The following is a 12,531-nucleotide window of genomic DNA, read 5'->3' on the forward strand; positions in this document are numbered from 1 at the left end:
GGCCGAGCGGCATGGAACGAATGCTCGTCTCCGGGGCCAGCGGCTTTGACTCGGCAGGCGTCGAGGGCCATGTCTTCGGCGTTGGCCGCAACCATCCCTTCGAGCGTGCGATCAGAGATGCCGGTTACTCCGTGCACACCACCGACAGTGCGTTGCACACCCCGGCAGGGCGACAGGTCCTGCACCGTCTTCTCTCCGAGGTCGACCCCCACGTCGTGCACATCCACACCGAAGGCCGCTACCTGCAGACCGTGCTCGCGGTCCGCAGGTCGAACAGGCGCCTGCCGGTCGTGCGGACCATCCACAACGTGTTCGACGCGCGCGGCCGATGGTTCCTCCGGCGTGCCGCGCAAGCGCTCATCGCCGATCGCCTGGTCGATGCGCTGATCGCGCCGAGCCCGGACGTGGCGGCGAACGAGGCGCGTTTCGGGCGACGAGTCCGAGTGATCTACAACTGGGTGGAAGACCGCTTCTTCGAGATCGCCGCACAGCGTGCGCAGACGACGGTGCCGTCCACGGCTCCGATCGTGATCGTCGGGAACTGCTCGAAGATCAAGAGCCACGAAGTCGTCCTCGAGGCCGCGCTCCTCGGCAACCTCAGCGTCGTGCACGTGGGTTCCGAGGACGACGTGGCACCGGCGGAGCGGGAACTCCTCGAGCGACTCGACCAGGTCGGCCTCCTGGCCGGTCGCGGGGTCGGCGATCCGGCAGCGGCACTCCTCGCCGGACGTATGTTCGCGATGCCGAGCCGTCACGAGGGCATGCCGGTCGCGCTCGCCGAAGCGTTGGTCGTCGGCCTCCCCGCCGTCGTGTCCGACGTCCCAGGACTCTGGTGGGCTGCCGGGCAGGGAAGCGTCGTGGCGCTCGGGAGCCGGGAACCGGCAGAGTGGGCCGAACGGCTCGGCGAGTCAGGCGGAGCGGGAAGCGCTCCGACGATCGACTTCCGCGCGGCCAGGGGAACATCCGAGTACGCCGAGGTCTACCGAGCCGTCACCACTCGAAGAAGAAGGGCTGCGCAGTGATCCGACGGGCACTTGCATCGATCAGACGGCGACGTTGGTTCAGTTCCCTCCCGACCACCGTGTCCTGTCGAGAGGACCTGCGCTTCGGCGCACGGGTCCGACTCTGGGCTCCGAGGTCCCTGACGATCGGCTCTGACGTCCACCTCGGCTCAGACGTGCGCATCGAGGTCGACGGCAGCATCGGGGACGGTGTGCTGATCGCGAACCGAGCGGCGATCGTCGGCCGACGCGATCACGACATGTCAGTCGTGGGTGTGCCGATCACTGCGACGCCCTGGGTCGGAGACACCCCCGCCCTGAGCACCTCCACCACGATCGGCAGTGACGTCTGGATCGGATTCGGTGCGATCGTGCTGTCCGGTGTGTCCGTCGGCGACAGCTCCGTCATTGCGGCTGGTTCGGTCGTGACTCGGGACGTGCCGCCGAACACCGTCGTTGCGGGGAACCCGGCGCGAGCGCTCGGACCGCGGCTCGGCGAAGGAGAACTCACCGTCCATTGGGACGCGCTGCGCCGCCGGGGTGTCCGGCTCGCCGAGGATCCGGCGATGGGTGGGGCCGATGGCTGACCCCTCCCCACGGATCTTCTACGTGCCGAACGAGTTCGGGGGCTTCCGCCAACTCGGCTTCCGTGACCCGTTGGAATCGTTGGTACGAGCCGGCCAGGTCGCCGAGCTCGCGACCTTCAGCGTTCTCGACGCGATCCGGAACGGCGGCAACGCCGAGGCCCATCGAAAGGAGCTCGTCCGACGGGTGACGGACTTCCAACCGGACATCCTGCTCATGCAGCACCTCGGCCACACCGGCCTGCGGCGACAGCACTTCGCATCGCTGCGTCAGGCCTGCCCGCGGGACTTCATCTACCACGAGGCCGACCCCTACTCGAGGCACCTCCATCCCATCCCTCCCGAGGCGCGGGCAGCAGCACGGGTTGCGGACGTGGTCTTCACGGTCGGCAGCGGCGTGTTCAGCGACAACTTCCGGCGAGCGGGGAGCACGAACGTCCGCTGGATCCCGTCGGCCTACGAACCGACCAGGACCTCGAACTTCGACCGCCCGGTTCGCCAGGACCGTCCCTATGACGTCGTCATCGTCGCCAACCGGAACCGACCTCGGTTCAGGGGCCTGCCGGACTGGCGCGAGCGGATCCGGTTCGTCGAACTGATGCAGCAACACTTCGGAGAACGACTGGCTGTGTACGGAAGAGGCTGGGACGGCCCGACAGCGAAGGGGCCGGTGCCCTTCGAAGCACAGGACGAAGCGATCACCTCGGGCTGGGTCAGCGCGAACTGGGACCACTTCGCATCCGAAGCGTCATACTTCTCCAATCGGCTGCCGATCTCGCTCGCCGCCGGATCCATCCACGCGACGACCGACCACCCCGGCTACGACCAGCTCTTCCCGGCGCAGTCCCGCCGGTTCCTGGTGCGCGGTCGGACTCCCGAGGCGCTCGTCGGTTCCATCGAGCGTGTGTTGGCCGACACCACGACGGAAGACCGGCTCGGGGCCATCGCAGCCGGACGTGAGTTCGCAGCGGAGCACTTCCGACAGGACGACATGATGATCCAGATGATGAACTGGCGCACGCAGTGGATCGATCCGGCTGATGCTCGGTCCGTGTGGGCCGCTGAGCGGGGAGGTCGCGCATGAGGCTCGGGCCGATCAGGACGCTTCCGCTGCGCGCATCCCTCCGGATCGAACGGGGCATGAACGCGCGAAACCTGCAGCGTGGCAGTGGTGGTGCGACGCCACCCGACGGATGGGTGCCGCCGCGGAACCTGCTCGGGCTCCGGGTCCGTGTGGACCCATACCCGGATCTCGGACATCAGCTGTCAACCTGGATCGCCGGCTACCTGTGGTCCGCGGACCTCGGGGTGCCCTACCTCGGCGGGGACGTGACAAAGGACACGAAGGGGCTCTTCGACTTGGCACGGTCGACGGCCGGTGCACCCTCTGGAAATGTGGTCGAGCGTCGCATCGCAGCGACTGGGTTCGAGTACGAGGACTGGGCGCTTCCTGCGCTCCAGCGGGCGACGAGTCGGGTCGCCTCCCGCTCCAGCCGACCGTGGGTCGGACGGCTGGCGGTGGACCAGCGTCGCTGGGACCAGACGCCGGCGGCCGAGCCGCTGCGTCGAGCCCTCCTCAGTGGGTACCTCGGTGATCAGTTCAGCCAGATCGAGACGAACGCGGACTACATCGCGGTCCACGCACGACGTGGAGACATCGGGCCGGAATCACATCCTGATCGCTGGATCGGTCTTCCTTACTACCAACGGCTGATCGCCGAGATCAGGACCGTTCCCGCGCTCGCGCACACGCCAATCAGGCTCTACACCTCGGGCGATGCAGCAGACCTGCGTGACCTGAACGCCCTCGGGGTCACGATCTCCGACGGCGGCGAGCGCGACCGAGACTTCATCGAGATCGCGGCCGCACGGGTCGTCGTGGCGGCTCCGAGTTCCTTCGGGTTCCTCGCCGCGCTCGTGTCGAGAGCACCGGTGATCGCCCGCGTCCCCTGGTGGCACCACATCCCGGACACCGGTCGTTGGCTGGCGTACCAGGAGGGCCAAGGCCTCGACGTCGCTCGACTCGACGACTTGATCTCCGGTGCCGCTTCGTGACATCAAACGGACGGCGCCTCATGGCCGGGGCCTCGTGGGTGTACGGGTTGCAACTCCTGACGGTCGTTGTGCAACTCGCGTACGCAGCGCTGACGTCACGGCTCGCCGAACCCGGGGTCTTCGGCGCGTACAGCGTCGCGCTGTCGATCGCGGCGCTGGTCAACCTACTGGGGTCCGGTGGGCTGTCGCAGACAGCTGCTCGAGCGCCGGACGCGGAGCGGTCGTCGACACGACCCCTCGCCACCTACGCGTTGCTCCTGGGAGTGGCCGCGGCGCTCTTCACCCTCGCCACGGCAGATCTCTGGAGTGCATTCTGGGGCGCACCGCAGGCCTCCGGCGCTGTGCGGCTCCTCGCGGCGAGTGCGCTCGTGATGCCGTTCCTCAGCCTGAGTACTGGCCTGCTGCGCCGCCAAGGGGTCTTCCGCCAGATGGCGATCGCCACCTTCGCCGCCAACGTCGTCGGGATGATCGTCGGTGCGGCTGCAGTACTCGTTTTTCGGAGCCCCGAGTCCCTAGCCGTTTCGGCGATCGTCGGGCAATGGGGCACGTTGCTCTGGGCGGTCACCCGACTCCGCGGCGGTCTGCTCCCAGGCCGACTCGCCCTCCGATCGGACAACATCCGGTTCAGCACGAAGCTCGTCGCGGTGTCCGTGTTTCAGTACATCTCCGGCAACGCCCCACGATGGAGCGTCAGCCAGTTCGTCGGAGCCGGCGTGCTCGGCGCATGGAATCGGGCTGACGTCCTGTCGACGATCCCGTTCTCGCAGCTGCAGAACGCGCTGATGCAGGTGATCTACCCGGAGTTCCGTCGCTACGAGGTTGGCACGTCCGCCGCGAGAGCCGCATGGCTGGACATGCTGACCCTCGTCGCATGGCTCACCCTGCCGCTCGGCGCCGTGATCGCCAGCGTGGGGCCGGAAGTCGTCCGCCTCGCGCTCGGGCCGGGTTGGGAACTCGCCGGCCAGATCCTGCCGCTGCTCGCGGTGCTCGGCGCCGTGCAGCCGCTGATGATCCTCCTCGCCGGCGCCCTCGAGGCCGCCGCGCTCTTCAAGGCGATCTGGCTGTCCGAAGCCGTCGCGTTCGTCCTCAGCGCCGTCGGTGTCGCGATGGTCGTAATCCATCAGCAGTACGTCTTCGCCCTCCTCGCACTCATCGCGGCGATGGTCGGTCGGCACGTGGTGCACATTGTCCAGGCACACCGCGTCCGTGCGCTCGGCCTCCGGCAACTCGCCCTCGGGTACGCGCAGGCAGCGGTGTTCGCCCTGGTGCTCTACGGCTCACTCGTCGTGCTCGTCCACGACTTCGGCTTCGGGCCGATCCGGGTGGCCGCAGGCCTCGTCGGCCTCGCCGTCCTCGTCGTGTGGGTGGGCGCAACGCGTCGATCCTTCCCGCCACTGGAGATCCTCCGTCGCCGGGGGATCCTCGGGCGTGGCGGCGAGAGGCTGTCCTGAGGCTCGGAACCTCCGCAGGACGCAAGCGAGCTCGGTTCGGCTCACCGCGCTGACGCTCGTACGGTAGATTCAGCCGATCAGGGGCGGGGAGGGCGGATGTTCCGGTCTGGCCCCCTGGACAACGAAGGGGCGGCCGTGCAACCGATCTTCCTCGTCTACACCTTCCAGGACGCGGAACACCTCCGGGAACTCGTCGAAGCGCTGACACCGTACGAAGTGATCGTCCACGTCGACGCGAAGGTCGATTTGGCGCCGTTCGCAGCCGCGGTCAAGCACTGCACGAACGTCCGGATGCTGCAGGACCGAGTGCAGGTCAACTGGGGCGGGTACTCGCAGGTCCGTGCGATCCGAGCCCTCGTGAGAAAGGGACTCGAGTTCGCAAACGACGACGACTACCTCGTCCTGCTCTCCGGCTCGGATTACCCGCTCCGAGCAGTCGACGAATTGGTCGCCCACCTCGTGGAGCACGGGGGGCGGCAGTTCATCCGCGCGTTCGAGATCTCCACGAGCGAAGAGAAGTACCGCAGACAGGTCGACCGACGGCATCACCGCGACATGCGTTTCCTGTCAACCCGGACCGGCAACCGAGTCCTCCGCAAGGCCCGCAACGGCATCATCCGACTCATCGACGGCCCCTTGAGCGCGAAGCGCTCCCCGGTTCCTCCTGACGGGCTTCGTATCGGTCACGGCGGGACGCACTTCGCGGTGACAGCGGCGTGTCTCCGTGAGATGGAGGCGCTGGTGACGCCGGAGGTCGAGCGGTACTTCGCGGCGATCTTCTGCCCTGAGGAGAAGTTCTACCAGTCCCTGATCATGCGCACCCGCTTCGCTTCGGCGACACCGGCGAGTGGCTTCGAGGACTACGTGGGCCCGGGGAACTGGCGCTACGCCAACCTCCACCTGATCGATCCGACTCTCATCCGGGTGTTCACCGAGGAGGATTGGTGGCAAGTAGCGTCCTCGGACAAGTTTTTCATCCGCAAGATCGTGACCGGACCGAGCACCGGTCTCCGCAGCAAGATCAAGACCGAGCGGCTGACGGCCGCCCGGTCGAACTAAGACGACGTGAGGACGGGAACCAGTTGCCCAAGAAGGCCTTGATCACCGGGATCACTGGACAGGACGGCTCGTACCTGGCCGAGCTGCTGCTCCGGAAGGGGTACGAGGTGCACGGACTCATCCGTCGTGCGTCCACGTTCAACACCTCGCGGATCGACCACCTGTACGTGGACCCGCACAACCCCGATGCCAAGCTGTTCCTGCACTACGGAGACCTCGGCGACGGCGCGCGGCTCGTCAGCCTCCTCAGCGAGCTGAAGCCCGACGAGGTCTACAACCTCGCTGCGCAGTCGCACGTGCGGGTGTCGTTCGACGAGCCGGAGCACACCGGAGACGTGACGGGTGTGGGCACGATGCGCATGCTCGAGGCGGTCCGGGTGTCCGGCATCCACACGCGCTTCTACCAGGCGTCCTCCTCGGAGATGTTCGGGGCCACCCCGCCGCCGCAGAACGAAGAGACGCCGTTCTGGCCGCGTTCCCCGTACGGCGCCGCAAAGGTCTACAGCTACTGGGTGACCCGGAACTACCGCGAGGCCTACGGCATGTTCGCGGTGAACGGCATCCTGTTCAACCACGAGTCTCCCCGTCGCGGTGAGACGTTCGTCACCCGGAAGATCACCCGGGCGGTCGCACGGATCAAGGCCGGCCTCGAGGACCACGTGTACCTCGGCAACCTCGACTCCGTGCGCGACTGGGGCTATGCAGCCGAGTACGTCGAGGGCATGTGGCGGATGCTGCAGGTCGACGAGCCGGACGACTTCGTGCTGGCGACCGGTGGTGACTTCACGGTCAAAGACTTCCTGACCACGGCGTTCTCGCACGCCGGGCTGAACTGGGAAGACCACGTGCGGTTCGACGAGCGGTACCTGCGACCGAGCGAGGTCGACGCCCTCGTCGGCGATGCCTCAAAGGCAAAGGAGAAGCTCGGTTGGGAGGCGACCGTCGACACCGCCGAACTGGCGCGGATCATGGTCGACGCCGACATCTCGGCGCTCGAACACGAGGGCCGCCCGTGGATCGACACCGTCCGACTCGAGAGCTGGGGTTCCTGATGGCCACGACCGACTTCACCGCCGGTCCGATCGACCGGGCTGATCGTGTCTACGTGGCGGGACATCGTGGCCTGGTGGGCTCGGCCGTCTGGCGCAAGCTCGAGTCGGAGGGCTTCACCGACGTGGTCGGGCGCACCTCGTCCGAGCTCGACCTGAAGGACCGCGGCGCAGTCTTCGCCTTCTTCGCGGACCAGCAGCCGAAGCACGTCGTGCTCGCCGCTGCCAAGGTCGGCGGGATCATGGCGAACAACACCTATCCGCACGACTTCCTGAGCGAGAACCTGCAGATCCAGGTCAACGTGATGGATGCCGCGGTCGAGCACGGTGTCGAACGTCTCGTGTTCCTTGGCTCGTCCTGCATCTACCCGAAGATGGCCGAGCAGCCGATCCACGAGGACGCGCTGCTCACGGGGCATCTCGAACCGACGAACGACGCGTACGCCATCGCCAAGATCGCCGGCATCCTGCAGGTGCAGGCCGTCCGTCGGCAGTTCGGCCGTCCGTGGATCTCGGCCATGCCGACCAATCTCTACGGCCCGGGTGACAACTTCTCGCCGACCGGCTCCCACGTCCTGCCGGCACTCATCCGCCGGTACGACGAAGCCGCTCGCAGCGGTGCGTCGACGGTGGAGAACTGGGGGACCGGGTCTCCCCGTCGCGAGTTCCTGCACGTCGACGACATGGCGGCAGCGGTGTTCCACCTGATGGAGCACTACGACGGTCCTGACCAGGTCAACGTCGGTACCGGATCGGACGTCACGATCAAGGAGATCGCGGAGACGATCGGGAAGATCGTCGGGTTCGAGGGCGAGACGGTCTGGGACACCACCAAGCCGGACGGCACCCCGCAGAAGCTGCTCGACGTGTCGAAGCTGGCGGACGCTGGTTGGACCGCGCAGATCGGCCTCGAGGACGGGCTCCGCAGCACAATCGACTGGTACCGCGAACATGCGGATTCGGTCCGTCAGTGACGTGTGTCGGACGCGCGGAACCGTAGGATCGCCTCATGTCCGACGCGCCCGAGTCGCGACGCACTGCAGTACGCCGGGGGTCCAGGGCCCGGATCGTCCTGTGGGTCGTCCTCGCCCTTGTCCTGCTGCTGATCCTCGCCGTCGCGTGGGTCGGTGTCCGCGGCATGCTCGCCAAGGGGCACCTGGAGCGGGCCGTCGGGGACGTCGACACGCTCCGATCCCAGCTGGCCGACGGTGACACCGCCGCCGCCCAGAAGACGGCGCGCCACCTCGAGGACGAAGCAGCGTCGGCGCGATCGCTGACCGGTGACCCCGTCTGGGGTGCGGCGCAGTCCGTGCCCTTCTTCGGGACCAACCTGCGGGCCGTCCGGGACGTCTCGGTGATCGTCGACGACGTCGCCAGCGACGCCGTCAGTCCGGTCGCGGGGGCCCTCGGGAAGCTCGGGTCGGACTCGTTCGCGCCGAAGAACGGCAGGATCGACCTGCAACCGATCGAGGACGCGCAGCCGGCGGTCGCCATGGCCACGAAGACCATCGAGCGGGCGCGCAGCGATGCGGCACGGATCGACACCCGTGGGACGCTGTCGCCGGTCACCACCGCCGTGGGACAGCTGCGGAACGCCCTGTCGTCAGCGTCCGAGCAGGTGGTCGCAGCGAACCGCATCGTGCAGCTCGCGCCGGCCATGCTCGGTCACGACGGAGACCGGAACTACCTAATGATGTTCCAGAACAACGCCGAGTTGCGCGCGGGCGGGGGCATACCCGGCGCGGTGGCGCTCTTGCAGGTGAAGGACGGTGCCATCAACCTGGGGAGCCAAGCGTCTGGGTCCTCCTTCGGGCCGTACGACAAACCGGTACTGCCGCTCACCGCCGACACGCGTGGGCTCTACGGAGAGATCACCGGCGAGTACATGCAGGACGTCACGCTCACGCCGCGCTTCGACGTGTCGGCGAAGCTCGCTCGGGAGATGTGGAAGCAGCGTTTCGGGCAGCAGGTCGACGGCGTGCTCGCGATCGACCCCGTGACGCTGAGCTACCTGCTCAGGGCGACCGGGCCCGTGACACTGCCGACCGGTGACACCTTGACCGCCGACAACGCGGTCCAGCTGCTGCTGAGTGATGTGTACGCGAAGTACCCCGATCCGGTGGTGCAGGACGCGTTCTTCGCGTCCGCCGCGAGCGCGGTCTTCGACAAGGTCGCGTCGGGCGGATTCGACACAAAGGCCTTCGTGTCTGCGCTGACCCAGAGCGCTGATGAGGGCCGCTTGCGGCTCTGGAGCGCGGAGAAGGCCGAGCAGCGCCGCATCAATGGGACACCGGTCGCCGGCGAGCTACCGACGGCGACCGCCGACTCGAGCCAGTTCGCCGTCTACCTGAACGACGGCACCGGCGCGAAGATGGACTACTACCTCGAGAAGAGCGTGTCCGTCGGCAGCTCGGTGTGCCGGAAGGACGGGCGTCCGACGTCCGTCGTCCAGATCACCATCAAGAACACGGCACCGGCCGATGCAGCGACGAGCCTGCCGCGCTACGTCACCGGGGGCGGTGACTTCGGAGTGGAGCCCGGCAAGATCAAGACCCTGCTCGCCGCGTACGCACCCGCGGACGCGATCTTCCTCGGCGCCACGAAGGACGGCAAGACGACGGCCGTGCAGACGGCGACCGACGGTGGGCACCCCGTGGCCCAGCTGCAAACGCTGCTCGCACCGGGAGAGAGCCTGACGTACCGCGTCGCGTTCCTCGGGGACGCGAAGTACGCGAAGTCCCCCGTGCAGGCGACCTCGACCCCTGGTGTCCGCCAGACCGAGACGAAGCCGCTCACGTTCGACTGTGAGCAGCCGCTTGCCGCTGGCTGACCTCGAAACCTCCGCAAAGCGAACCGGAATGTGGCCCCCACTCCGAGGGGCAGGAGGCCAGCCTGACCGGGTCCAAAGGCCCTTGATCTGACGCACAGCGTGTACGAATTGCCACCATGAGGGCCCCTCATCTGGGGTTTCTGGCGTCTGGGGCCTCGATCGACCGATGGTGAGGCCGTGCGACCCGGGGGTGACGCGGATGAACAGATGTCGACCAATGACGAAAATCCACGTGATCTGGTACCAAGCTGTGAAACTCCGCTAGATTGAGACAACTTCGCCATAACAACCGCCATTTCTGTGGCAGGGGCCAACCACCGGCGAACAGCGGGCTCTGGGTGTCAGGGTCTGGATCATCAGATCTTTAGGGGAACCATTCATGAAGAAGCTCATCGCAGCGGTGGTGCTGGCTGGCGCCGCACTGCTCGCCACGCCGGCCGTCGCCAACGCCGCCGGTTACACGCCTGACTCCGACGTCTCCGTCTCCGGCACCGCCGTCGCCGGTGGCACCGCTTCGGTGAACTTCACCGAGGGCGCGTTCCAGGACAACGAGACCGTCAACGTCCAGGTCACCGGTGCCGGTGCGGTCACGCTCGGCGCGCTGCCGACCACGACCGTCTCGAAGACCTACACGGCCGCTTCGGATGGTTCGCTCGACGTCAACGTCACGTTCCCCCAGGGCGCCTCGGGCACCTACAACCTGACCGCCACCGGCGCCACCTCGGGCGTCGTCGGCTTCGCGGCCTTCACCGTCGCCCCGGCTGACGCTGCTGCTGTCCCCGCCGCTGGCGCGGGCACCGGCACCGACGGCACGCTGGCCTTCACGGGTTCGACCGTCTCCGCCCTGGCCCTCTGGGTCGCCGGCGGCGCAGTCGTCCTCGGTGGTGGCCTCCTGCTGGTCCGCGGCTCGGTCCGCCGCCAGCGCGAGTCCGTCTGAGTCTCGACACACTGAACGAAGCCCCCGGAGCATCTGCTCCGGGGGCTTCTTCGTGTCTGGAGATCGTCCTCAGCGACGCCGAGCCGCACGGCTGAGCAGCAGCACACCCACCACGGCCCCCAGGAGTGCCCCCACGCCGTTGGCGACGACGTCGTCGACGGTCGCGGTGCGGGCGGGCAGGAACAGCGCCTGACCGGTCTCGATGCACGCGCTGATGACGAGCCCCGCGGCGATGGCAGCCCACCACCACCGCGCACCGGCGAGCAGCACCACGAGCAGTCCGAGCGGCACGAAGAAGACCACGTTCGCCAGTGACTCAACGGCGGCGTAGTCGATGCGCTCCGGCAGTCCGTGGCGGTGGGCGGCTGCGAGGACACGGTTGAGCCACGGGCCTCCTGCGGCGTCGACGGGGGAGCCCCAGAACCCGACGAGCGCCAGAGCGACGCCGTAGGCGACCGCCAGCCCCGTCGCGAACCGACGGCTGCGCCAGGTGGCCGGGGCGCGGTCGTCGACGCGGGGCTTGTCGGAGGTCACGTGCCGACGCTAGCGAGTCGCGCCTCCAGGCAGGTGTCCGAACCATCTCGTCCCCCGATCGCGGCGATCCGGAAAACGAGTACCCCGATCCTGGCGCTGTACCCCGGAAGTGCGACGCACCTGCCCGGAAATCCGGGGCTGTCCGATGGGCGGCATTGACGAAACCCGTGAATCGACGGGCCTGGCTGGCGATCCCCTCGGCACTTCTCGTAGCGTTCTGGTGTCAGCAGATGTACCCCGGATCGTGAAGGAGAGCGACATGAGCATCACCGTGAACAACGCGACGCAGGCCGAGGTCACCCTCGACACCGACACCGTGGACACCATCGCGATCCTCGAGGCCGATGCAGCGCTCTCGTCCCGTCCCAAGCGCGCCAAGGTCACCTGGGTGCAGGAGGACCAGGGCGAGTGGATCGCCGGTTACGGCGGGTACTTCGGCGGCAGCGTCGACAAGCGCGACGACCGTTACGTGGCCTCCGACACCTTCGGGCTCGTCGTGGGCGAGTTCTCCTCCCTCGAAGAGGCGCAGACCAAGCTCGAGGACCAGCTGCACGTCATGCTCCCGCCGGTCATCCGGCCGGTCGAGTGACGACAGCGGACACCAGCTCCACCGGCGTCGACAGCGACGCTCGCACCACCCGGAACCACCGGCACCACCCAGAACGCAGCACAGCACGAAGGAGCAACACCATGAGCACGACCGTCGCCCACCGCCAGCAGGCCGAGGTGACCCTGGACACCCAGACGATCGAGGTCATCGCCGAGATCGAGGCCCAGGTCGTGGCTCCCGTGCAGGCAGCCCCCGTCCGCATCTCGTGGGCCCAGGCCGACACGGGCCTGTGGGTCGCGAACTACGGCGGCTACTACGGCGGCACCGTCGACCGTCAGGGCACCCACTTCTTCGTCGCCGACACCTTCGGTGAGTACGTCGGGGACTTCCGCTCGCTCGACGAGGCGAAGGCGCGCCTGTCCGAGCGCCTGCACGTGCTGCTGCCGGACGTCATCCGTCCGACCGCTTGATGCGCTGCTGA

Annotated in this window: 13 protein-coding genes; 12 read left to right on the plus strand and 1 reads right to left on the minus strand. The window is 67.7% G+C overall.

Translation table 11 applies throughout. The features are described from left to right. Positions 1 to 11 precede the first annotated feature (11 nt). From DEJ20_RS03160 to DEJ20_RS03205, 10 genes are all read left to right on the plus strand, one after another. The gene (locus DEJ20_RS03160; RefSeq protein ID WP_258377126.1) at positions 12 to 1,022 is read left to right on the plus strand and encodes a glycosyltransferase; all 1,011 of its coding nucleotides are present in this window, start codon (positions 12 to 14) and stop codon (positions 1,020 to 1,022) included. Positions 1,023 to 1,177: 155 nt separating this feature from the next. Then, on the plus strand, positions 1,178 to 1,588 hold the full coding sequence (locus tag DEJ20_RS03165) for a DapH/DapD/GlmU-related protein (protein WP_284183370.1): 411 nt from the start codon (positions 1,178 to 1,180) through the stop codon (positions 1,586 to 1,588). Then, positions 1,581 to 2,669: a CgeB family protein gene (locus DEJ20_RS03170; RefSeq protein WP_146245385.1), complete on the plus strand. Its 1,089-nt coding sequence runs from the start codon at positions 1,581 to 1,583 to the stop codon at positions 2,667 to 2,669. Before DEJ20_RS03165 ends, DEJ20_RS03170 begins: the two co-directional genes overlap by 8 nt. A 56-nt stretch (positions 2,670 to 2,725) precedes the next feature. Next, positions 2,726 to 3,640 carry a hypothetical protein gene (locus tag DEJ20_RS03175; RefSeq protein ID WP_146245386.1) on the plus strand — a complete coding sequence of 305 codons (915 nt, stop codon included), beginning with the start codon at positions 2,726 to 2,728 and terminating at the stop codon, positions 3,638 to 3,640. Next, positions 3,637 to 5,091, plus strand: coding sequence for an oligosaccharide flippase family protein (locus DEJ20_RS03180; RefSeq protein WP_146245387.1), 1,455 nt, complete (start codon positions 3,637 to 3,639; stop codon positions 5,089 to 5,091). The genes DEJ20_RS03175 and DEJ20_RS03180 overlap by 4 nt, the downstream gene beginning before the upstream one ends. 135 nt (positions 5,092 to 5,226) lie before the next feature. Continuing rightward, entirely contained in the window at positions 5,227 to 6,150 is a 924-nt protein-coding gene (locus tag DEJ20_RS03185) for a beta-1,6-N-acetylglucosaminyltransferase (RefSeq protein ID WP_181431495.1), read from the plus strand. 23 nt (positions 6,151 to 6,173) lie between these two features. Continuing rightward, positions 6,174 to 7,202: a GDP-mannose 4,6-dehydratase gene (gene gmd / locus DEJ20_RS03190; RefSeq protein ID WP_111053820.1), complete on the plus strand. Its 1,029-nt coding sequence runs from the start codon at positions 6,174 to 6,176 to the stop codon at positions 7,200 to 7,202. After that, on the plus strand, positions 7,202 to 8,173 hold the full coding sequence (locus tag DEJ20_RS03195; RefSeq protein ID WP_111234896.1) for a GDP-L-fucose synthase family protein: 972 nt from the start codon (positions 7,202 to 7,204) through the stop codon (positions 8,171 to 8,173). Before gmd ends, DEJ20_RS03195 begins: the two co-directional genes overlap by 1 nt. Positions 8,174 to 8,208: 35 nt before the next feature. Then, positions 8,209 to 10,029, plus strand: coding sequence for a DUF4012 domain-containing protein (locus DEJ20_RS03200; RefSeq protein WP_111234897.1), 1,821 nt, complete (start codon positions 8,209 to 8,211; stop codon positions 10,027 to 10,029). A gap of 379 nt (positions 10,030 to 10,408) precedes the next feature. Continuing rightward, positions 10,409 to 10,966 (plus strand): hypothetical protein, encoded by a 558-nt coding sequence (locus tag DEJ20_RS03205; protein ID WP_111234898.1) that lies wholly within the window; start codon positions 10,409 to 10,411, stop codon positions 10,964 to 10,966. Positions 10,967 to 11,035: 69 nt separating this feature from the next. On the opposite strand, the gene DEJ20_RS03210 is transcribed toward DEJ20_RS03205, so the two are convergent. Then, positions 11,036 to 11,500, minus strand: coding sequence for a VanZ family protein (locus DEJ20_RS03210; RefSeq protein ID WP_111234899.1), 465 nt, complete (start codon positions 11,498 to 11,500; stop codon positions 11,036 to 11,038). A 259-nt stretch (positions 11,501 to 11,759) separates the two neighbouring features. Here DEJ20_RS03210 and DEJ20_RS03215 point away from each other — a divergent pair, with 259 nt between their 5' ends. Both DEJ20_RS03215 and DEJ20_RS03220 read left to right on the plus strand, forming a co-directional pair. Then, positions 11,760 to 12,089: a hypothetical protein gene (locus tag DEJ20_RS03215; RefSeq protein WP_071248415.1), complete on the plus strand. Its 330-nt coding sequence runs from the start codon at positions 11,760 to 11,762 to the stop codon at positions 12,087 to 12,089. Between the two features lie 101 nt (positions 12,090 to 12,190). Further along, entirely contained in the window at positions 12,191 to 12,520 is a 330-nt protein-coding gene (locus DEJ20_RS03220; RefSeq protein WP_258377118.1) for a hypothetical protein, read from the plus strand. The last annotated feature ends 11 nt before the right edge of the window (positions 12,521 to 12,531 follow it).

This window comes from Curtobacterium sp. MCSS17_005, assembly GCF_003234225.2.
GTDB lineage: Bacteria > Actinomycetota > Actinomycetes > Actinomycetales > Microbacteriaceae > Curtobacterium > Curtobacterium flaccumfaciens.